This window comes from Mesorhizobium sp. NZP2077 (assembly GCF_013170805.1).
In the GTDB taxonomy this organism is placed as follows: domain Bacteria; phylum Pseudomonadota; class Alphaproteobacteria; order Rhizobiales; family Rhizobiaceae; genus Mesorhizobium.
Genome location: NZ_CP051293.1, coordinates 4,468,024 through 4,488,071 on the forward strand (window position 1 = coordinate 4,468,024; position 20,048 = coordinate 4,488,071).

Sequence of the window (20,048 nt, forward strand, 5' to 3'; positions counted from 1 at the left end):
CCGGGTAAAGCAAAGCGTTGCGTGTCAAATCGCCGGCATCGGACCGAAGCGGATGCGGAAGCGCCTGTTTTCACGGCCCTTCTTTTCGATCTTGCCGATATGGATTTCGCCGATTTCGCCGGTGCTTTTCACATGCGTGCCACCGCAGGGCTGGCTATCGACCGCGCCATTCTCACCGATGCAGACCAGGCGGATCTTGCCGCTGCCGACCGGCGGCCGGACGTTCTTGGACTTCACCAGGCCAGGGTTCGCGGCGAGTTCCTCGTCGCTGATCAGCCTGGTGAAAATCGGATGATCGGCCCGCACCAGGTCCATCAGGCTCGCCGTGACCTCCTCCTTCGAGAAGCTGGCATCGGGAATGTCGAAATCGACACGGCTGTCGTCCTCGGAAACCGAAGCTCCCGTGATCGGGAAGGGGCAGACGACGGTGAGCAGATGGCAAGCCGCGTGCATGCGCATCAGGAGATGCCGGCGCTCCCAGTCGATGGCGAGTTTGACCTTCTCGCCCACCGCCAAGGCCGCCTGTTCCGGCGCCGGCACATGGATGATCTCGTCCTTGGTTTCACCCGTGATGGTAGCGGCAACAGCGATGCGGCTGCCATCGGCGCGTTCGAGATAGCCGGTGTCTCCCGGTTGACCGCCCGAGGTGGCGTAGAAGATCGTGCTGTCGAGAATGATGCCGCCACGATCATTGACGGCAACAACCGTCGCATCCGCGGTGCGGAGATAAGCATCGTCGCGAAACGGCGCTTCGGTCTTGTGCGCCATTATGCAACCTTTTCGAAAGGCACCGAAATCTTGCTCTGCAGTTCCATCCAGCCCGGCACAGGCAGATTCTTCTCTCGCAGGAATTCCGGGTTGAACAGCTTCGACTGATAGCGTGTGCCGTAGTCGCAAAGAATCGTCACGATGGTGTGGCCGGGCCCCAATTCCCTGGCCAGCCGGATCGCGCCGGCAATGTTGATGCCGGTCGAGCCGCCGACGCAAAGGCCTTCTTCCTGGATCAGATCGAAGACGATCGGCAGCGCGTCCTCGTCCCTGATCTGGAAGGAGAAGTCCGGTGTGAACCCTTCGAGATTGGCGGTGATGCGCCCCTGCCCGATGCCTTCGGTGATCGAACTGCCCTCGGACTTCAATTCGCCGCTGGTGTAGAAGCTGTAGAGCGCGGCCCCCAGCGGATCAGCCAGCGCGATCTTCACATTGTTGCTCCTAGCCTTCAGCCCCATGGCGACACCGGCAAGCGTGCCGCCGGAACCCACCGCCGACACGAAACCGTCGACCTTGCCGCCGGTCTGAGCCCAGATTTCCTCTGCTGTCGTGCGGATATGGCCGTCGCGGTTGGCGACATTGTCGAACTGGTTGGCCCAGATGGCGCCGCTCGGCTCACTCCTCGCCATCTGCTCGGCCAGCCGTCCCGACAATTTCACGTAATTGTTGGGGTTCTTGTAGGGCACGGCCGGCACCTCGATCAGCTCGGCGCCGAGCAACCGGATCGTGTCCTTCTTTTCCTGGCTCTGCGTATCGGGGATGACGATGACGGTGCGGTAGCCCAGCGCCTTGGCGACCAGCGTCAGCCCGATGCCGGTATTGCCAGCCGTCCCCTCCACGATGACGCCGCCCGGCTTCAGCAGGCCGCGCTGTTCGGCGTCGCGGATGATGAACAGGCCGGCGCGATCCTTGACCGATTGCCCCGGATTCATGAACTCGGCCTTGCCCAGTATCTCGCAGCCGGTTTCTTCGGACGCTTTGTTGAGGCGGATCAGAGGCGTGTTGCCGATCGCGTCGATCACAGAACGGGGCATTCAGGATTCCTTATGTGCGTACGCCGAAACCCTAGAAACCCGAAGCTTCCGTTTCAAGGCAAGAATTCGTCTGGTCCAGTCGCATTTCCGGCACCACGGTGCATGGACGCCCTCGCGACCGGACGAATATCCTACAGTTCATTTACACCCAACGTCGAAAAGCACTCTTTTCATTCGATTTCTTCACCGCTAGAGCAAGGCACCAACAAACTCGGCAGGGCGCAGCATGACACTCTATCGGGCCGATCCGAAACACGGCGTCGCCTGGGTCACGGGCGGCTCGAGCGGTATTGGCCGCTCGCTGGCCAGGGACCTGGCGTCTCAAGGCTATGCGGTGGCGGTGACGGCGCTGGACGACGATCCGATCGACACGCTGATCGTCGAGACCGCGCAGATGCCGGGCAGCGTTACGGCTTTTCCCTGCGACGTGACCGACGAGCAGCGCATGGCAAGAACGGTCGCCGCGATCGAGAAGGAACTCGGCCCCATCGTGCTCGCCGTCTTCAACGCCGGAAACTATATCTCCACGCCTGGAGAAGCTCTCGTCGTCAGCGACTTTCGCAAATCTTTCGAGGTCAATTATTTCGGCATCATCAACGGGCTGGTGCCGGTTGTGGAATATATGCGCGTGCGGGCGCGCGGCCATGTCGTGCTGGTCGGATCTGTCACTGCCTATTTCGGCTGGCCGACCACGGCCGCCTATGGCGGCACCAAGGCGGCGATCAACATCCTGGCCGAGTCGCTGAAGTACGATTTCGACAAGATGAACATCCGCGTCCAGGTGATAAACCCCGGTTTTGTCGACACGCCGCTGACCGAAAAGAACATGCTGCCAATGCCAGGCCTGATGCCGGTCAGCCGAGCGACACGCCGCATGGTGAAGGCAATCAAATCCGGCGGCTTCGAAGTCACCTTTCCGTACCGCACGAGCTGGCCGCTGAAATTTCTCAGCCTGTTGCCGAGGCCCGTCACCCGATGGGTGATCATCTTGATGACCAGTTGGAAGGCCCGACCTCTGCATTACGCGCGTAAGCCGCCGAACGAATAGATGCCCACAGGATTTGGTGGTTTCCGCGCTTGAGGGGACGTTGCCTGTTCATGGCCGCCGCCATAGTTTGTTGTTGTTGCGTGGAGTCTGTGATGGGGCGACGTGTCGTGCTTGCTGTGCTCGGCCTGATCGTCGTCCTTGCACTCGCTTTCGTGTTGGGTCCACGCGTTCCCATCGACACCACGATCCGTTTCGATCCTTCCGTCATCGGTGACGATCCGCAGGCCTATGTGGCAAAGGTGGAAGCCGCCGTTCCCGGCATCCGCGACGGGCTGGAGAAGGAGATCGTCTGGGCCAACCAGATGGTGCATGCCAAGACACCGCTGTCGATCGTCTATATCCACGGCTTCTCGGCTTCGAAGGGCGAGGTCCGCCCCCTGCCCGACGACGTGGCCGACCAGCTCGACGCCAACCTGTTCTACACCCGCCTCACCGGTCACGGGCAGGACGGCGCGGCGATGACGCAAGGCAGCGTCAATGCCTGGATCAACGACTATGAGGAGGCGCTCGCCATCGGCCGGGCGATCGGCGACAAGGTCATTGTCATCTCAACCTCGACCGGCGGCTCGCTGGCGGCATGGGAAGCAACGCAACCCGACGCTTCGGATGGCGTGGTGGCGATTGCATTCATCTCGCCCAATTTCGGCGTGAGGGCATCCGGCGCCGAGATCCTGACCATGCCATGGGGCAAGCAGATCGCCGAACTCGTTGCCGGCAAGGAACGCAGCTTCGTGCCGCGCAACGCACTGCACGAAAAATTCTGGACCACCAAATATCCGATCGCCGCGACGATGCCGATGCAGGCGCTGACGGAACTTGCCTATGGCGCGCCAGTGGAGAAGGCGACCATCCCTGCCCTGTTCATCTTTTCGGATTTGGACAAGGTGGTGCGCGAAGACCGCACTCGCGAAATTGCAGGGCGCTGGGGTGGTGCGCACGAGTTGGTGCCGCTCGAGAGCACCGGCGACCCAGACAATCATGTCATTGCCGGGGATGCCCTGTCGCCGTCGACCACGGCCTTCCTCGCGCAGAGGATCGCTGTCTGGATCGAAGCCGTGGTGAAGTAAGGCTCAAACAAAAAGGGGCGACCGAAGCATCGCTTCAGCCGCCCTCTTGTTGTCAATCACGGCAACCAGCCAGCCCCAAAGGCTTGGCTGATGACAACGCGGTCTGGCTTAAGCAGCCCGCGCCGCAGGCCGCTTGCCGCCGAAGCGGCGCTTGTTGTTGCCTTTGAAGGCCGGCTTGCCGCCTTCCGGCTTGCGCTCGCCAGCAAAGGCCGGCTTGTCGCCGAAACGCTTCTTGCCGAAGCCGTTGCCCTTGTTCTCGCCGCCTGGACGCCTGCCGTCGCGACGACCGTTACGGTCGTTGCGATCATTGGCGGGCTCGAAGCGCTCGTTCTTTTCCGCCGGATTGCGCACAGGATCGGGGCTGCCGAGATGGTCGGCAACGATCGGCAGCTTGGTGCGGATGATGCGCTCGACCTGACGCAGCTTGCTGCTTTCCGAAGGATCGCAAAGCGTGATCGCAATGCCGTCCATGCCGTTGCGGCCGGTACGGCCGATGCGGTGGACGTAGCTTTCGGCCTCGTCGGGCAGATCGAAATTCACGACATGGCTGATGCCGGGGACGTCGATGCCGCGTGCGGCGATATCGGTCGCAACCAGGATGCGCACCGATCCCTCACGGAAATCGTTGAGTGCCTTCTGACGAGCATTTTGCGACTTGTTGCCGTGAATGACGGCGGCCTTGAAGCCATCGCGCTCGAGGTCCTTGGTCACGCGGTCGGCACCATGCTTGGTGCGCGAGAAGATGATGACGGACTTCATCGCCTCGTCGGCGAGCATCGTCGACAGCACCTGGCGCTTCTGCTTGGTGCGGGCGAAGACGACGCCTTGCGAGATTTCGACCGCCGCCGTGCTCTGGGGCGAGACTTCGATGCGCACAGGGTTCTTCAACAGGCCCTTGGCCAGTTCGGCGATCTCGTCCGGCATGGTGGCCGAGAACAGCGCAGTCTGGCGATCAGGTGCGGTCGCCTTGGCGATCCGCTTGACGTCGTTGATGAAGCCCATGTCGAGCATGCGATCGCCCTCGTCCAGCACCAGCCATTTGGTGTCGGAGAGAATGAGGTCGCCCTCGCGCACCAGGTCCGTCAACCGGCCCGGCGTTGCAATCAGGATGTCGACGCCGGGCGCAACCTTCTTCACCTGGCTGAAGCGCGAGACGCCGCCCAACACCAGTGCGGTGGAGACATGCTGGCCTTTTGCGAGGATCTTGATGGTGTCTTCGATCTGTACCGCGAGTTCGCGCGTCGGCGCCAGGATGAGCGCACGGGCCGTCTTGGCGCGTCGCTTGGTGCCGAGCGCGATGATCTTCGACAGGATCGGCAACGCAAAAGCCGCGGTCTTGCCGGAGCCCGTCTGCGCAATGCCGAAAATGTCACGGCCTTCCAGCTGCGGCGGGATCGCCTGCGTCTGGATCGGCTTCGGTTCGGTGAAGCCGGCGTTATGGGTGGCCTTGAGCAGCGCACCCGTAATTCCCAGCGCTGCGAAACCGGTGAGTTCCGTAGTGACGTTGCCGGGCAAAGTGTTTTCGTTGGTCAAAATAATCTTCTTTCACGCGGCTCCGTGGCCGCAAACATCATTGGCGGCAGGGCGCAACCTGCCGTCGAAAAATTTGATATGAAACGACAGGGCGGGCGGACGTAAACGTCCACTCGGCTGCGCTGTCGTGCCCGCAGGCGTCATGCCACGGGGCTTTTTCGCCACTTTGTGATGTACCGGAAAGAGGGACCGATAGACCGGAAAGAGGGAAAACAGACGCAACCAGTCTCATTTGTCGAGAAGGCCGGAATCTCCCGGCCCAAGCGCCTATGGGCTGCATATGGCTGAGTTCGCCCCGGAATGCAAGGGGTGTCATGTTGCGGTGCAGCAATAACCGGCCAAAAGCCGACGCTTGCGCTCCCCGGCAGGCATCATTACCACAAATGCAGCTGCTATTTTGGGGACCAAGCGATGAAGGACGTGCTGAAGGAACTCGAGCGCCGGCGCGACATCGCCCGCATGGGTGGCGGCCAGGCGCGCATCGATGCCCAGCACAAGAAGGGCAAGCTCACCGCGCGTGAACGCATCGAGGTGTTTCTCGATGAAGGCTCGTTCGAAGAATTCGACATGTATGTCGAGCACCGCTCGACCGATTTCGGCATGGAGAAAACCAAGATCGCCGGCGATGGTGTCGTCACCGGCTGGGGCACGGTCAATGGCCGGCCCGTCTACCTCTTCGCCAAGGATTTCACCGTGTTCGGCGGCTCGCTGTCGGAGGCCCATGCCGAGAAGGTCATCAAGGTGCAGGAGATGGCGCTGCGCAACCGCGCGCCGATCATCGGCATTTACGACGCCGGCGGCGCCCGCATCCAGGAAGGCGTGGCGGCCCTTGGCGGCTATGCCGAGATTTTTCAGCGCAATGTGCTGGCCTCCGGCGTCATTCCTCAGATTTCCGTGATCATGGGCCCGTGCGCCGGCGGCGACGTCTATTCGCCTGCCATGACCGACTTCATCTTCATGGTGCGCGACACCTCCTACATGTTCGTCACCGGGCCGGATGTGGTGAAGACCGTCACCAACGAGACGGTGACGGCCGAGAGCCTTGGCGGTGCCTCGGTGCACACGACCAAATCGTCCATCGCCGACGGCGCCTATGACAATGATGTCGAGGCGCTCCTACAGATGCGCCGGCTGGTCGATTTCCTGCCTGCGTCGAACACGTCGGAAATCCCCGAGATCGAATGCTATCAGTCGGTCACCGACCATGATCCGTCGCTCGACCGGCTGATCCCCGACAACGCCAACAAGCCGTACGACATCAAGGAATTGATCCTGAAGGTCGCCGATGAAGGCGACTTCTTCGAAATCCAGCAGAGTTTTGCCAAGAACATCGTTACCGGCTTCGGGCGTGTCGATGGCCGCACTGTCGGCTTCGTCGCCAACCAGCCGATGGTGCTGGCCGGCGTGCTCGATTCCGACGCCAGCCGCAAGGCAGCGCGCTTCGTGCGCTTCTGCGACTGTTTTTCCATCCCGATCGTTACCTTCGTCGATGTCCCCGGCTTCCTGCCCGGCACGGCGCAGGAATATGGCGGGCTGATCAAGCATGGCGCCAAGCTTTTGTTCGCCTATGCCGAGGCGACCGTGCCGAAGATCACCGTCATTACCCGCAAAGCCTATGGCGGCGCCTATGACGTGATGGCCTCAAAACACCTGCGCGGCGACATGAACTATGCCTGGCCGACGGCGCAGATCGCCGTGATGGGCGCCAGGGGGGCGGTCGAGATCATCTACCGCAAGGACATTGGCGACGCGGAAAAGATCGCAGCCCATACAAAGGCTTACGAGGATCGCTTCCTGTCACCCTTCGTCGCCGCCGAGCGCGGCTATGTCGACGAGGTGATCATGCCGCACTCGACCCGCCGCCGTATTGCGCGCGCACTCAGGATGCTGCGCAACAAGGACATGCAGAACCCTTGGAAGAAGCACGACAACATTCCGCTGTGATTGGGATGCAGTCAGAGTTCCGTAAGCGCCGTGGATCAGCGCCTGCCGCGTGCTTCGACCAGTTCGCGCAGCACCGGCACCAGCGCCAGCGGCAGATCCTCGGCAATCAGCCCCGGCCCAAACCGGCTGCCGGTCTCGGCATGGATCCACACCGCCGCGCAGGCTGCTTCGAACGCTGGCATGGCTTGCGCCAGCAACCCGGCGGCGATGCCGGACAGCACGTCGCCGGAGCCGGCTGTGGCAAGCCATGGTGCGCCGTTGGAATTGATCGCCGCCCGGCCATCGGGAGCCGCAATCACCGTGTCGGCGCCCTTGTAGACGATGACGGCATTGGCACGTTTGGCCGCCGCGCGCGCCTTGTCCAGCTTGGAGGAGGCGTCATCACCGGCAATGTCTGGAAACAGCCTGGCGAACTCGCCTTCGTGCGGTGTCATCACCAAGGCCGGTGCATTTGACCCGCGCGCCGCTTCGAACAAGGCATCCGGCGCCTCGCGAAACGCGGTGATGGCGTCGGCGTCGAACACGAGGCCATCGACCCGTGCGGCAGCACCTTGCGGTTGGCTGGTGGCAAGGAGTGCCAGCCCAAAGGTCCGTGTTTTTTCGCCGACGCCAAAGCCCGGTCCGAGAACGAAGGCCGAGGGCCGGCGTTCGCCGACAAATTCGCTGACGTCGCTGACGTCGTCGGTCTTGCGCAGCATGATCGAGGTCAGATGGGCGGCATTGACTTGCATGGCGTTGCCCGGCGACAGCACGGTCACCGCCCCTGCCCCGCTTCGAGCCGCGGCCAGCGCCGACAGCCGCGCCGCGCCGGTGGCGCTCGGCCCACCGGAAAAGACGCCGACATGGCCGCGCTTGTATTTGTGCGCATCGACAGCCGGAACCGGGAAAGCGCGCAGCCAATGCGCCGGCCTGTTCTCGAACGCCTGGGGCTGGAGCCGTGCGATGATGTCGTCGCCGATGCCGATATCGGCAAGCACGATCTCGCCGCACCGTTCGCGACCGGGCAGAAGCAGATGGCCGGGCTTCTTGCGTGCAAAGGTGACGGTAAGATCTGAAGTAAATGCCTTGCTCAGCACTTTGCCGCTATCACCTGAAACGCCGGAAGGCAGATCGACCGCGACAACGGGCAAATGCAGGTCCGTGACAATTTCGACCGCCTTGGCGGAATCGCCGGACAGCGGCTTGGACAACCCTGCCCCGTAAAGTGCGTCGATCACGATCGAGCCGGGTTCGGCTACAAAGGTGGACAGCGGCCGCGGCTCGATCGGGCATTCCGCCGCAGCGAGCGCCGCGTCGCTTTGCGGCCTCGGCGCACCGGACGCCCAGATTGTCGTGGCAATGCCGTTGCCGGCCAGGATGCGGGCGACGATATACCCGTCGCCGCCATTGTTGCCCGGCCCGCAAAGCACATGGACATGTGTTGCTGAGGGATAGTGCTTGAGAACTTCGGCCGCGACCGCCTCGCCGGCGCGCCGCATCAGGCCAAAACCGTTCAGCGGGCCGGCGGCAATCGTCAGCCGATCCGCCTCGCTCATTTCGGCGGGAGAAAGAAGTTCGTTGCTCATGGATTGCCGATCTGCATTCGTTCAAGCATTGTCCAGTTTTCGGCTCGACGCAAACGGGGAGGAGTTGTTGCGATCCGCCGCCAGACCGCAGGATGCACGTCGCAGGTGCAAGATTGCCCACATCATGAGCAACTTGCCTGGTTTTTGTGCGGACGCAAATGACGGCACTGTGTAGGCTCTTGCAGCCCATGCCGCATCCGTTGCACTGAATGACGCGAATTTGCATCCAGGTGCGGCATGGCTTCGAAATCGTATGAGACCGCTTCGAATCCCTCGGATTGGCACAGTTCGTGCTTGATGGAGGCGCAAGCGGGGGCTCACAACCCGTTTTTTTGGCAGTGGAGGCCACTTTTTACATGAAGAAGATCGAAGCGATCATCAAGCCATTCAAGCTGGACGAAGTGAAGGAAGCGCTTCAGGAGGCCGGACTGCAAGGCATCACCGTCACCGAGGCCAAGGGCTTCGGGCGCCAGAAGGGTCACACCGAACTCTACCGTGGCGCCGAATATGTCGTCGATTTCCTGCCGAAGGTGAAAATCGAGGTCGTGCTCGGCGACGACGCCGTCGAAGGCGCGATCGAAGCCATCCGCAAGGCGGCCCAGACCGGCCGCATCGGCGACGGCAAGATCTTCGTCTCCAATATCGAGGAAGTCGTACGCATCCGTACCGGCGAAACCGGCATGGATGCCGTCTGACAAGCCATCCTCCAAGAACCGTCATCCATCAAAAAACGTCATCAAATTAGGGATACATGACATGACGACAGCCAAAGACATCATGAAGCAGATCAAGGACAACGACGTGAAATTCGTCGACCTGCGCTTCACCGACCCGAAGGGCAAGCTGCAGCACGTGACGATGGATGTCGTCGAGGTCGAGGAAGACATGTTTGCCGATGGCGTCATGTTCGACGGCTCCTCGATCGCCGGCTGGAAGGCCATCAACGAGTCCGACATGGTGCTGATGCCCGATCCCGACACGGTTCACATGGATCCGTTCTTCGCGCAGTCGACCATGGTCATCCTGTGCGACATCCTCGATCCGGTTTCGGGCGAATCCTACAACCGCGATCCGCGCGGCACGGCCAAGAAGGCCGAGGCCTACATGAAGGCCGAAGGCATCGGCGACACCATCTATGTCGGCCCGGAAGCCGAGTTCTTCGTGTTCGACGACGTCAAGTACAAGGCCGATCCCTACAACACCGGCTTCAAGCTCGACTCCACCGAACTGCCGTCGAATGACGACACCGACTACGAGACCGGCAACCTCGGCCACCGTCCGCGCGTCAAGGGCGGCTACTTCCCGGTGCCGCCGATCGACAGCGCGCAGGACATGCGCTCGGAAATGCTGACCGTGCTCGCCGAAATGGGCGTGCGCGTCGAAAAGCATCACCACGAAGTCGCTGCCGCCCAGCATGAGCTTGGCATCAAGTTCGACGCGCTGGTGCGCAATGCCGACAAGATGCTGATCTACAAATACGTCGTGCACCAGGTCGCCAACGCCTATGGCAAGACGGCAACCTTCATGCCGAAGCCGATCTTCGGCGATAACGGCTCGGGCATGCACGTCCACATGTCGATCTGGAAGGGTGGCAAGCCGACCTTCGCCGGCAATGAATATGCCGGACTGTCGGAGAACTGCCTGTTCTTCATTGGCGGCGTCATCAAGCACGCCAAGGCGGTCAACGCGTTCACCAACCCGCTGACCAACTCCTACAAGCGTCTGGTGCCCGGCTATGAAGCGCCGGTGCTGCTCGCCTATTCGGCACGCAACCGCTCGGCCTCCTGCCGCATCCCGTTCGGCTCGTCGCCGAAGGCCAAGCGCGTCGAGGTTCGCTTCCCCGATCCGGGCGCGAACCCCTACCTCGCCTTCTCCGCCTTGCTGATGGCCGGTCTCGACGGCATCAAGAACAAGATCCATCCGGGACAGCCGATGGACAAGGATCTCTACGACCTGCCGCCGAAGGAGCTGAAGAAGATCCCGACCGTCTGCGGCTCGCTGCGTGAAGCGCTCCAGAGCCTCGACAAGGACCGCGGCTTCCTGAAAGCCGGCGGCGTCTTCGACGACGACCAGATCGACAGCTACATCGAGCTGAAGATGGCCGAGGTGATGCGCTTCGAAATGACCCCGCATCCGGTCGAATACGACATGTACTATTCGGTCTAAGACCCTTTGGGATAACCATGCAAAGCCCTTGAAGGGTTTTCGCCTTCAAGGGCTTTTTGCTGCCCACCAATGCTTTGCGCGTTTGGCCAGCCACGCAACAGCGGGCAAGCTCTTTTGGTTCTAGAGAATTGTTTGATGGCAGGACTTGGCTGGGCTATGGCCACCGGCAGAAACCGCAAATGAAGGCTGACGGCTGGCCTTTTCAACCGTGATCAAAAGCCAGGAGCGAGCGGCACACTGCCTCAGGCTGCAATGCCCGCTCGTCCGGCGCCCCCGCCAATGCCGTCGTTCAAGAAACCCCGCCCCGTTCGAACAGCATCGCTTTGGCGTAACCCCAAGACCCGAATACGCATGCTGCGATGCAATCTGTCAACGCCGCCGGCCGGAGGTGTCGAACGCCGATTTCAGTGCTTGATCAGAGGCTTATATAACTGATCATTGGTGTACGGACGACCTGAAACAGGCTGTTTTCCGGGCTTTTTCAGGGAACGCGGAACAGCATGCCACCCGTGCCGGCAATCGGCGTCAGCTAAAAGCCTCTCCGGCTAGCGAATTTGCCCGGTCCTTTTCAACCTGACTTTTTTTGGGGGAATTCGCTCCGCCTGGCAGGTATGCCAAAAAGAACCCCGGCAAGGGCCGGGGTTCTCGCACGGACAAAACGTCGGACGGTGACGTCTATCCGGCAAGCTCGTCCGGGCCGTGCGGGTTCCAGTCCGTTCGCCTGGCCAGGACCAGCACATAGTAGATCGCCGCCACGGCCATGATCAGCAGCGTCGCGATCAGGCTCGGCCGCCCGAAGGCGGCGTCGAGCAGGTTTTGGTACGCGACATAGACCAGCGCGACGAAGGCAAGGATGGCCGGAACCGGAAACAAGGGCATGCGGTAGTGTCCGCCAGGCGTGGGGCCGCATGGACGATTTCTATGCTGCCGTCGTGCAGGCGACCGAGGAGGCAGTGCTCAACGCGCTCGTCGCCAACAGCGACATGACCGGCCGCGACGGCAACCGCAGCCCTGCCTTGCCCCATGCCATGGTCGTCGCCGCACTGAAGGTGCGCGACGCGATCGCCGGCTGACCCTTTGCACGCTATGATCCGGGGCGACACCAGCAAGCTGCCGCCCGACAACAAAGCACTCACCGTCATCTCTTCAATTTTCATGACCGGATTCACCCAGTCATAAATCTATCCATCTATCCTGGGTTGCAAAGATGGAGCATTGCCAGATGATCGCCAGGCGAGTTATTGCCGCCCTACTGGTCGCCTTGTTCGTGATGGGGCAATCGTCCGGCACATTTGGCGGCAGCCTCCAACAGCTTAGCCAAACCGACAAAGCGGCATTCGACAATATCGTGAGCGCCCTCGACAATTGGCGCGGCGATGCCGCGCTGCTCCTGAAGTCCGGCCGCTACCTTCGCAGTGGAAATCTCCCCAAGGCAAGGAGCACGCTTGAACAGGCGAGCCTGGTGGGGATCGATCAGGACTATGCCAAAAATGGTGTCTGGATTTCTGCAATGATGTCGATGCCGCGCTAGCGGCAGTTCAATAGGTCAACGGCGCTCACCAGACCTGCGGCAAAAAAAGAACCCCGGCTTCCCGGGGTTCTTGTTCGGTGGGCAGATGGCATGGGACCGTCAGCCCCGCATCCGATCAAGCGGCAGCCGATACCTTCGCGTCGGTCGCAACTTCCGAGATGGTCTTCAGGATCTGCGAAGCGATCTGGTAGGGGTCGCCTTGCGAGTTCGGGCGGCGGTCTTCCAGATAACCCTTGTAGTCATTCTTGATGAAGGAGTGCGGCACACGGATCGACGCACCACGGTCGGCGATGCCATAGCTGAACTTGTTCCACGGCGCGGTCTCGTGCTTGCCGGTCAGACGCTTGTCGTTGTCCGGCCCGTAGACGGCGATGTGGTCCATCAGGTTCTTGTCGAACTGCGCCATCAGCGATTCGAAATACGCCTTGCCGCCGACTTCGCGCATATAGGCGGTCGAGAAGTTGGCGTGCATGCCCGAGCCGTTCCAATCGGTGTCGCCGAGCGGCTTGCAGTGGAACTCGATGTCGATGCGGTATTTTTCGGTGAGGCGCAGAAGCAGATAGCGGGCGATCCACATCTGGTCGGCGGCTTTCTTGGAGCCCTTGCCAAAGATCTGGAATTCCCACTGGCCCTTGGCCACCTCGGCGTTGATGCCTTCATGGTTGATGCCGGCGGCAAGGCAAAGGTCGAGATGATCTTCGACGATCTGGCGCGCGACATCGCCGACATTCTTGTAGCCAACGCCGGTGTAGTACGGACCCTGCGGTGCGGGATAGCCGGTCTCCGGGAAGCCGAGCGGGCGGCCGTCCTTGTAGAAGAAATACTCCTGCTCAAAGCCGAACCAGGCACCTTCGTCATCGAGGATGGTGGCGCGCTTGTTGGAGGCGTGCGGGGTGACGCCGTCGGGCATCATGACTTCGCACATGACCAGCACGCCATTGGTGCGGGTCGGGTCCGGATAGACCGCGACCGGCTTGAGCACGCAGTCGGAGCTGTGGCCCTCGGCCTGCATGGTTGAGGAACCATCGAAGCCCCACAGCGGCAGCTCTTCCAGCGTCGGGAATTCGGCGAATTCCTTGACCTGCGTCTTACCGCGAAGGTTGGGGACCGGGGTGTATCCATCGAGCCAAATATACTCGAGCTTGTATTTCGTCATTCTAGCCTCTCGTTGCTTGATCACCGAACACCAGACGGGGTCGACATGCGTCTGCCGTCGGCAGCCGGCGCTGCCGATTGATAAAATGCAATTCGTGTGCCACTCGGACGTCGACGGGTGCGGCAAAATGGCCGCGATATTGCGCTGAATTTACTCAGCCGTCTCACCACTGGGTCCATATCAATCAAACGCAGATAATGCATAAATATTAGGCATTTGATGATCTTTTTGTAGGCATATTGCCTAAATGAATCGCAGGACCTATCTTCTGGGAAAGCTGACTCGAAAAGCTCAAGAAGAAGAAAGGAGACCGCTCATGGAAGTCGTCCACTCCCGTCCGTCGGCAAAAATTCTGATGTTCCCTCTGGCAGGGCGCAACTCTGCCTCAAATTTAGGCGTTAAGGCGAAATTCGCGGCAGAGATCGCGTCGTTCCGTAATACGCACGCCGATTTTGACGGCTGGTATCACGAAGCGGCCGTTGAGGAAGAAAATCAGCGCAAGAGCTGATCTGTTTCTTCTGGTTTCAGACAAAAAAACCCGGCGCGATCGATCGCGCCGGGTTTTTCTCTGTTAGATGCCTTTCGGCCTAGTCCTTGTGCAGGTCTGTTCCCAGCGTATCCTTGACGAAGATGACGCCGATGATCAGCGTCATCGCCGCAACCGCGATCGGATACCAGAGGCCGTAGTAGATATCGCCCTTGGCAGCGCTCAAGGCGAAGACGGTCGCCGGAAGCAGACCGCCGAACCAACCATTGCCTATGTGATAGGGCAGCGACATGCCTGTATAGCGAATACGGGTCGGGAACATCTCGACCAGGATCGCAGCGATCGGCCCATAAACCATGGTCACGTAGAGGATCAGGATGAACAGGATGCCGATGACCTTTGCCCAGTTGACCTGTGCAGGATCGGCAAACATCGAGAAAGCGCCTGACGCAGGTACGCTGTAGACGGTCACGTCGGTGGCAGCGCCGGCCTCCTCCTTCGTCAGCACCTTGTCCTTGATGGCCTGCTCTGCCGGGACCGTCGCCTTCTCACCGGCGCGGATGGCCGCTGGGTCGAGCTTCAGTTCGGGATTGGCCGCGACGAAGGCATCGAGCTTCTGGTCGGCGACCTTGGACGCGGCACGCTTCAGCGGATAGCCGCCATCCTTGAGTGCCATGTTGACCGCCTTGGTGAAGGCAGCGTCCTTGGCCTTGGCTTGATCGCCGGCAGCGACGGCGTCGTAGGATTCGACCGTCTCACCGCCAACCTTTACCGAGGCCGGAGTACCAGGCGCCGCTGTGGTGACGATGTCATACGGCACCGAGCTCTTGGCAAGGAATGACGTTGCAATGTCGCAGGACGTGGTGAACTTCGCCGTGCCGACCGGGTTGAACTGGAATTTGCAGTCGCCGGGCGCCACAGTAACCGTCGCACGCGTATTTTGTTGCGCGGCGGCCAGAGTGGGATTAGCTGCCCAGGTCAACGCCTTGAACAGCGGGAAGTAGGTGAAGATTGCCAAAGCCAGCCCCGCCATGATGATCGGCTTGCGGCCGATCTTGTCGGAGAGCCAGCCAAACACGACAAAGAAGATGGAGCCCAACGCCAAGGCGATCGCAATCAGGATGTTGACCGTCTGCAGGTCAACCTTGAGCACGTTCTGCAGGAAGAACAGCGCGTAGAACTGGCCGGAATACCAGACCACGGCTTGGCCGGCGGTCAGGCCAAGCAGGGCCAGGATGGCGATCTTGGCATTCTTCCACTGTCCGAAGGCTTCCGAAAGCGGAGCCTTGGAGCCCTTGCCCTCGTCCTTCATGCGCTGGAAGGTCGGCGATTCACTCAGCGTCATGCGGATCCAGACCGAGACGCCGAGCAGGATGACCGAAACGAGGAACGGAATACGCCAGCCCCAAGCGGCGAAGTCTTCCTTGCTCAACATCGCCTGAACGCCGAGAATGATGATCAGCGACAGGAACAGGCCGAGTGTTGCCGTTGTTTGGATCCATGAGGTGTAGAAGCCACGGCGATCGTCGGGGGCATGTTCCGCGACATAAGTTGCCGCACCGCCATACTCGCCGCCGAGCGCGAGGCCCTGCAGCATGCGCAGACCGACCAAGATAACCGGGGCCGCGATGCCCCATGTGGCGGAACCTGGAAGCAGGCCGACCAAGAATGTCGAACTGCCCATAATCAAGATGGTGACAAGAAACGTATATTTGCGGCCGACGAGATCGCCGATGCGGCCAAATACCAGCGCGCCGAATGGGCGCACCAAGAAGCCCGCGGCGAAGGCCAGCAGCGCGAAGATATTACGCGTTGCTTCAGGATACTGGCTGAAGAAGGTGGCTCCGATGAAGGCAGCCAGCGAACCGTAGAGATAGAAATCGTACCATTCGAAAACGGTGCCGAGCGAGGAAGCGAAGATGACCTTCTTCTCTTCCCGCGTCATGCCGCGGCTTGTTCCGCCGGCGGTCGAAGCGATTGCCATGGATATGTCCTCCCGTGAGACCCTTGTCCTCGATGCTGCGCGTCACTGTCCGCGTTCTCCTCCGGACACGGACTCAGGGGCAGCGATCACCGAAGACATGACAGAAAGCGGCCGCCAAAGGCAGGGCTGCTTTGGGATTATGACTTTGGTATTAGGTGCGGTGCGGGGGTATGGGTGCGGTGCGGGATGAGGTCGAACGGGCGGGGACCGTCAGCCCTTGAGCGCTTCGAGAAGGCTGACCGCAGCCGTCATATCGCGCCTACGGGCGGCGCGGCGCGCTACCGCTTCGGCGTCCTGCCCCCACTGCTCGATCTGCCAGTCCTCGTCGACATGGCCGGCGGCCCAGGCGGCCTCCGCGTCGAGTTCGCCGAAATCGACAGCCAGCGCCAGCAGCGCCGAACCGGTCAGCGAGGTCATGACGTGGATGGCGGCCAGCCGCAGCGGCTCGGCGCGCTGAGCAAGATGACTGCCCAGAACGGCGATGGACTCACGCGGCTGCTCTACATGAATGATCCCTTCGGCAAGGTTGAAGCGGGCTCCAAGCGTGGCGCGCGCCCAATCGATGACCGGATCCCACTGCTCGTTCTGCCGCTCGACCAGCCCTTGCGGCGCATCGGCGCGGTAACAGAGCAGGTCCGATGAGGCAAAGCGCAGTATGTCTTCCAGCACCACTTGCGGATCGCTGGCGACGCCGTCAATGGCGGTGTTGACCAGCCGCATCACCGGCATCGTCACCGGATTGATCGTCTCACCCTGCTGAGCGAATTCCTCGGCAACCAGCACTGCTGCCGCTTCGGTCGGCAGCGCCAGCAGCGCCTTGCCCGGCGTGCGCACCGGCCTGCCGTCGAGATGCACGGCAAAGCCGCCCTCTGTCGGCGCAACCGAGACGGTCTTGTAGAAGCGCTTGGGCAGCGGTGTCTTCATCTGGATCTGCGCGCGACGCACCGGGTCCGGATCGGAAAGGTACTTGCCCGCTTCGAGGTCGTTGAGGATGTCACGCATGAAAAATCTCTCTCACACCGGGGTCAGCTTGCGTGCCGGCCGGTTGACGATAATCAGGCCCGCTGCGATCAGGCCAAGTGCCAGAAAAATGCGAATGGTCAGCGGCTCGTTCAAGATGATCGCACCGCACAGCACGCCGAAAACCGGCGACAGGAAAGTGAAGCTGGACAGGCCGGAGGCCGGATAGCGGCGCAGCAGCCAAAACCACAGGACATAGGTGAAAGCGACGATGTAGATCGCCTGGAAAAGCAGCGCCAATGTTGGCAACAGCGAGGGATCGCGAACCGGGGGACCGGCGAGAGGCAGCACCAATATGCCAACGATCGCCGCGCCTGCAAGTTGATAGAGCAACAACTTCTCGGCGCTCGCCTCAACCAGTTTCGACCGTTTGATGAGGATGTTTGTCAAAGCCCAGAAGAATCCGGAGCCGAGACTGAGCAGATCGCCGAACAGCATGTCCCCGCCGCCGCCAAGCTTGTCGGAAAAGACGGCGGCAAGGCCGGCGAAGGCCAGCAGCAGGCCAAGGAACTTGCGCATGGTGATCTGTTCGCCAAGCAGGAAGTGACCGCCAATCAGCATCCAGAACGGCATGGAGTTGACCAGCAGCGTGTTGCGGGCAACGGTCGTGTGCTCCAGGCCGACATAGAGGCAAAGGAACTCGACGCCGAAAAGCACGCCAACCGCGATGCCTGCCAGCAACGTGCCATCGCGTGCGAACAGCGCGATGCCACGCCAGCGGCACCAGAGGAAGACGCAGAAGCCGCCGATGATCGAGCGTGCGATCGACAGGAAGACAGGGTCGTAGCCGGCATAGGAGATCTTGGCGGCGACGTAGTTCAGGCCCCAGGAAAAGGTCAGGCCGACGATGATGGCGGCGGCGGCCATGTCGACTGTGTCGCGCCGATCGAGCGCGTCGGTGGCGCCGCTCAAGATCAATCCTCCGCGCTGGCGTCGTCGAAGCCGATCAGGTTCCAGCTCTGGCGCATATGCGGCGGCATCGGCGCGGTGACGTCGATGACGCCCTTGTCGGGATGCGGAATGATGATGCGGCGCGCGTGCAGATGCAGGCGGTTTTGAATGCCACCCGGGAAATCCCAGTTGGTGTCGGCCTCGAAATATTTCGGGTCGCCGATGATCGGGCAGCCGATATAGGCGGCATGGACGCGAAGCTGGTGGGTTCGGCCCGTATAGGGTTCCATCTCCAGCCAGGTCATGGTCTGCGCCGCCTGTTCGATGATGCGGTAGTAGGACACGGCGTGGTCGGCGCCTTTTTCACCATGCGCTGCCACCCGAACGCGGTCGCCGTCCTCGGTCGGCTCCTTGATCAGCCAGGTCGAGATCTTGTCCTCGCGCTTGGGCGGTACGCCTTTGACCAGCGCCCAGTAAGTTTTCTTGGTCTCGCGAGCGCGGAACGCCTCCGACAGCTTCATGGCTGCCAGTCTCGTGCGGGCGACGACCAGCACGCCCGACGTGTCGCGGTCGAGCCGGTGGACCAGCCGCGGCTTCTCACCCTTCTGGTTGCGCCAGGCTTCCAGCATGTCGTCGACATTGCGGGTGACGCCCGAGCCGCCCTGCACCGCAAGGCCCGCCGGTTTGTTGAAGACGAAAACCTTCGGGTCCTCATGGATCAGCATTTTCGCCAGGACGTCGGCATCGCCCTGGTTGCGGATCGAATGGCCGGTCAGCGCGCTCTCGCCCTTCTTGTCGACCTCGAGCGGCGGAACACGCACCACCTGACCAGGCTCGACACGGCTGTCGGCCTTGACGCGACCGCCATCGACGCGGATCTGGCCGGAACGCAGCAGCTTCTGCAGATGGCCAAAACCAAGGCCCGGGAAATGGGTCTTGAACCAGCGATCGAGCCGCATGCCGGCCTCGCCGGCCTCCACCGTGATCTGTTCAACGCCTGCCATTTTTTCTTCGCTTATCCGGTTCCAAAGCAGGGCTCGGCCTGCGCTTGGCGCGGCAATAGCACTAAGGCAGGCTTCTTGCGAGCCAAAGTCCCAGAAACAGGGCGATGATGGCGCCAATGACGCTCGCCAGCGCGTATCCGAACGCCGGCAGCGTAGCTCCCCGCTCCCACAGTGTCGCGAAATCGAGCGAAAAGGCGGAAAACGTGGTGAAGCCACCAAAAATGCCGGTGGCGACAAACAGCCTGACTTCGTTCGATCCGCCACGGCGCGCCAGGGTGGCGATGAATAGGCCCATGGCAAAGGACCCGACAATGTTGATCGCCATCGTGCCCCAGGGGTAGTTGGAGCCGACGAGGCGCAACGCGCCGATGTTGGTGAGATGGCGGATGCCGGCGCCGATGCCGCCGCCGATGACCACGAGAAGCAGATTGAACATCTTCGTCTACTGCCCGTGCAAGGGTGATGACGTCAATCCCCTCACGCCGACGGCGCTGGGATCGCACACACAGTTGAACGCGTCAGAAACCGCCTCTCGCGACCATTGTCGAGCGAGAACATGCCGCCCCTGCCCGGCACCACGTCGATGATGAGGTCGGTGTGTTTCCACACCTCATATTGTGAAGCACTGATGTAGACCGGCGTCTCGCCGATTTCGCCGAGCATGACATCATTGTCGCCGACGATGAAATCGTTCTGGGGATAGCACATCGGCGAGGAGCCGTCGCAGCAACCACCCGACTGATGGAACAGCACCGGCCCATGATCGGCGACGATTTCAGCCAGGAACGTTCTGGCCTCCGGCGTGGCCGAGACTTTTCCCAGGGAAACCTTGTCGGGCATGCCATCCTCC

General features: G+C 61.4%; 20 protein-coding genes. 8 read left to right on the forward strand and 12 right to left on the reverse strand.

Annotated elements, in window-relative coordinates; all coding sequences use genetic code 11:
* Positions 1–24: 24 nt before the first annotated feature.
* Positions 25–768, reverse strand: a complete 744-nt coding sequence (locus HGP13_RS22265; protein ID WP_172229102.1) for an alanyl-tRNA editing protein — start codon at positions 766–768, stop codon at positions 25–27.
* Positions 768–1,802, reverse strand: a complete 1,035-nt coding sequence (locus HGP13_RS22270; RefSeq protein WP_172229104.1) for a cysteine synthase A — start codon at positions 1,800–1,802, stop codon at positions 768–770. The genes HGP13_RS22265 and HGP13_RS22270 overlap by 1 nt, the downstream gene beginning before the upstream one ends.
* A gap of 226 nt (positions 1,803–2,028) precedes the next feature.
* Here HGP13_RS22270 and HGP13_RS22275 point away from each other — a divergent pair, with 226 nt between their 5' ends.
* The gene (locus HGP13_RS22275; protein ID WP_172229106.1) at positions 2,029–2,850 is read left to right on the forward strand and encodes an SDR family oxidoreductase; all 822 of its coding nucleotides are present in this window, start codon (positions 2,029–2,031) and stop codon (positions 2,848–2,850) included.
* Between the two features lie 92 nt (positions 2,851–2,942).
* Entirely contained in the window at positions 2,943–3,917 is a 975-nt protein-coding gene (locus tag HGP13_RS22280) for an alpha/beta fold hydrolase (protein WP_172229108.1), read from the forward strand.
* Positions 3,918–4,025: 108 nt separating this feature from the next.
* Here HGP13_RS22280 and HGP13_RS22285 read toward each other — a convergent pair whose 3' ends face one another.
* On the reverse strand, positions 4,026–5,450 hold the full coding sequence (locus HGP13_RS22285) for a DEAD/DEAH box helicase (protein WP_172229110.1): 1,425 nt from the start codon (positions 5,448–5,450) through the stop codon (positions 4,026–4,028).
* Positions 5,451–5,861: 411 nt separating this feature from the next.
* Here HGP13_RS22285 and HGP13_RS22290 point away from each other — a divergent pair, with 411 nt between their 5' ends.
* On the forward strand, positions 5,862–7,394 hold the full coding sequence (locus HGP13_RS22290; protein ID WP_172229112.1) for an acyl-CoA carboxylase subunit beta: 1,533 nt from the start codon (positions 5,862–5,864) through the stop codon (positions 7,392–7,394).
* Positions 7,395–7,429: 35 nt separating this feature from the next.
* On the opposite strand, the gene HGP13_RS22295 is transcribed toward HGP13_RS22290, so the two are convergent.
* On the reverse strand, positions 7,430–8,959 hold the full coding sequence (locus tag HGP13_RS22295) for an NAD(P)H-hydrate dehydratase (protein WP_172229113.1): 1,530 nt from the start codon (positions 8,957–8,959) through the stop codon (positions 7,430–7,432).
* Between the two features lie 356 nt (positions 8,960–9,315).
* On the opposite strand from HGP13_RS22295, the gene HGP13_RS22300 reads away from it, so the two are divergent.
* A complete protein-coding gene (locus tag HGP13_RS22300) occupies positions 9,316–9,654 on the forward strand; it encodes a P-II family nitrogen regulator (RefSeq protein WP_006205430.1) in 339 nt (112 codons plus the stop codon).
* Between the two features lie 61 nt (positions 9,655–9,715).
* Complete coding sequence (gene glnA, locus HGP13_RS22305; RefSeq protein WP_027045003.1) at positions 9,716–11,125, forward strand: type I glutamate--ammonia ligase; 1,410 nt, start codon at positions 9,716–9,718, stop codon at positions 11,123–11,125.
* Between the two features lie 675 nt (positions 11,126–11,800).
* On the opposite strand, the gene HGP13_RS22310 is transcribed toward glnA, so the two are convergent.
* Positions 11,801–12,004 (reverse strand): hypothetical protein, encoded by a 204-nt coding sequence (locus HGP13_RS22310; protein ID WP_172229114.1) that lies wholly within the window; start codon positions 12,002–12,004, stop codon positions 11,801–11,803.
* A 29-nt stretch (positions 12,005–12,033) separates the two neighbouring features.
* On the opposite strand from HGP13_RS22310, the gene HGP13_RS22315 reads away from it, so the two are divergent.
* Positions 12,034–12,198: a P1 family peptidase gene (locus HGP13_RS22315; protein ID WP_210266319.1), complete on the forward strand. Its 165-nt coding sequence runs from the start codon at positions 12,034–12,036 to the stop codon at positions 12,196–12,198.
* Positions 12,199–12,347: 149 nt separating this feature from the next.
* A complete protein-coding gene (locus HGP13_RS22320; protein ID WP_172229115.1) occupies positions 12,348–12,656 on the forward strand; it encodes a hypothetical protein in 309 nt (102 codons plus the stop codon).
* A 115-nt stretch (positions 12,657–12,771) separates the two neighbouring features.
* Here the strand turns inward: HGP13_RS22320 and HGP13_RS22325 are convergent, their stop codons facing one another.
* Positions 12,772–13,812, reverse strand: coding sequence for a glutamine synthetase beta-grasp domain-containing protein (locus HGP13_RS22325; RefSeq protein ID WP_172229116.1), 1,041 nt, complete (start codon positions 13,810–13,812; stop codon positions 12,772–12,774).
* 316 nt (positions 13,813–14,128) lie between these two features.
* On the opposite strand from HGP13_RS22325, the gene HGP13_RS22330 reads away from it, so the two are divergent.
* Positions 14,129–14,320, forward strand: a complete 192-nt coding sequence (locus HGP13_RS22330; protein ID WP_172229117.1) for a DUF2735 domain-containing protein — start codon at positions 14,129–14,131, stop codon at positions 14,318–14,320.
* A gap of 79 nt (positions 14,321–14,399) precedes the next feature.
* Here the strand turns inward: HGP13_RS22330 and HGP13_RS22335 are convergent, their stop codons facing one another.
* From HGP13_RS22335 to HGP13_RS22360, 6 genes are all read right to left on the reverse strand, one after another.
* Positions 14,400–16,283, reverse strand: a complete 1,884-nt coding sequence (locus tag HGP13_RS22335) for an MFS transporter (RefSeq protein ID WP_172229118.1) — start codon at positions 16,281–16,283, stop codon at positions 14,400–14,402.
* 210 nt (positions 16,284–16,493) lie between these two features.
* Positions 16,494–17,285: an ATP12 family chaperone protein gene (locus HGP13_RS22340; protein ID WP_172229119.1), complete on the reverse strand. Its 792-nt coding sequence runs from the start codon at positions 17,283–17,285 to the stop codon at positions 16,494–16,496.
* Between the two features lie 12 nt (positions 17,286–17,297).
* On the reverse strand, positions 17,298–18,170 hold the full coding sequence (locus HGP13_RS22345) for a DMT family transporter (protein ID WP_172234807.1): 873 nt from the start codon (positions 18,168–18,170) through the stop codon (positions 17,298–17,300).
* A 47-nt stretch (positions 18,171–18,217) separates the two neighbouring features.
* Positions 18,218–19,198: an RluA family pseudouridine synthase gene (locus tag HGP13_RS22350; RefSeq protein ID WP_115143208.1), complete on the reverse strand. Its 981-nt coding sequence runs from the start codon at positions 19,196–19,198 to the stop codon at positions 18,218–18,220.
* A 61-nt stretch (positions 19,199–19,259) separates the two neighbouring features.
* Positions 19,260–19,634: a fluoride efflux transporter CrcB gene (gene crcB / locus HGP13_RS22355; protein WP_172229120.1), complete on the reverse strand. Its 375-nt coding sequence runs from the start codon at positions 19,632–19,634 to the stop codon at positions 19,260–19,262.
* A gap of 41 nt (positions 19,635–19,675) precedes the next feature.
* Positions 19,676–20,038, reverse strand: coding sequence for a DUF779 domain-containing protein (locus HGP13_RS22360; protein ID WP_172234808.1), 363 nt, complete (start codon positions 20,036–20,038; stop codon positions 19,676–19,678).
* Between the last annotated feature and the right edge of the window lie 10 nt (positions 20,039–20,048).

What these genes read in the sequence shown, in the direction of transcription:
- HGP13_RS22325 (WP_172229116.1), bottom strand. Translation starts at nt 13,812, where the DNA reads ATGACGAAATACAAGCTCGAGTATATTTGGCTCGATGGATACACCCCG.
- HGP13_RS22275 (WP_172229106.1), top strand. Translation starts at nt 2,029, where the DNA reads ATGACACTCTATCGGGCCGATCCGAAACACGGCGTCGCCTGGGTCACG.
- HGP13_RS22280 (WP_172229108.1), top strand. Translation starts at nt 2,943, where the DNA reads ATGGGGCGACGTGTCGTGCTTGCTGTGCTCGGCCTGATCGTCGTCCTT.
- HGP13_RS22270 (WP_172229104.1), bottom strand. Translation starts at nt 1,802, where the DNA reads ATGCCCCGTTCTGTGATCGACGCGATCGGCAACACGCCTCTGATCCGC.
- glnA (WP_027045003.1), top strand. Translation starts at nt 9,716, where the DNA reads ATGACGACAGCCAAAGACATCATGAAGCAGATCAAGGACAACGACGTG.
- HGP13_RS22315 (WP_210266319.1), top strand. Translation starts at nt 12,034, where the DNA reads ATGGACGATTTCTATGCTGCCGTCGTGCAGGCGACCGAGGAGGCAGTG.
- HGP13_RS22265 (WP_172229102.1), bottom strand. Translation starts at nt 768, where the DNA reads ATGGCGCACAAGACCGAAGCGCCGTTTCGCGACGATGCTTATCTCCGC.
- HGP13_RS22345 (WP_172234807.1), bottom strand. Translation starts at nt 18,170, where the DNA reads ATGGCCGCCGCCGCCATCATCGTCGGCCTGACCTTTTCCTGGGGCCTG.
- crcB (WP_172229120.1), bottom strand. Translation starts at nt 19,634, where the DNA reads ATGTTCAATCTGCTTCTCGTGGTCATCGGCGGCGGCATCGGCGCCGGC.
- HGP13_RS22295 (WP_172229113.1), bottom strand. Translation starts at nt 8,959, where the DNA reads ATGAGCAACGAACTTCTTTCTCCCGCCGAAATGAGCGAGGCGGATCGG.
- HGP13_RS22330 (WP_172229117.1), top strand. Translation starts at nt 14,129, where the DNA reads ATGGAAGTCGTCCACTCCCGTCCGTCGGCAAAAATTCTGATGTTCCCT.
- HGP13_RS22335 (WP_172229118.1), bottom strand. Translation starts at nt 16,283, where the DNA reads ATGGCAATCGCTTCGACCGCCGGCGGAACAAGCCGCGGCATGACGCGG.
- HGP13_RS22290 (WP_172229112.1), top strand. Translation starts at nt 5,862, where the DNA reads ATGAAGGACGTGCTGAAGGAACTCGAGCGCCGGCGCGACATCGCCCGC.
- HGP13_RS22320 (WP_172229115.1), top strand. Translation starts at nt 12,348, where the DNA reads ATGATCGCCAGGCGAGTTATTGCCGCCCTACTGGTCGCCTTGTTCGTG.
- HGP13_RS22360 (WP_172234808.1), bottom strand. Translation starts at nt 20,038, where the DNA reads ATGCCCGACAAGGTTTCCCTGGGAAAAGTCTCGGCCACGCCGGAGGCC.
- HGP13_RS22310 (WP_172229114.1), bottom strand. Translation starts at nt 12,004, where the DNA reads ATGCCCTTGTTTCCGGTTCCGGCCATCCTTGCCTTCGTCGCGCTGGTC.
- HGP13_RS22350 (WP_115143208.1), bottom strand. Translation starts at nt 19,198, where the DNA reads ATGGCAGGCGTTGAACAGATCACGGTGGAGGCCGGCGAGGCCGGCATG.
- HGP13_RS22300 (WP_006205430.1), top strand. Translation starts at nt 9,316, where the DNA reads ATGAAGAAGATCGAAGCGATCATCAAGCCATTCAAGCTGGACGAAGTG.
- HGP13_RS22340 (WP_172229119.1), bottom strand. Translation starts at nt 17,285, where the DNA reads ATGCGTGACATCCTCAACGACCTCGAAGCGGGCAAGTACCTTTCCGAT.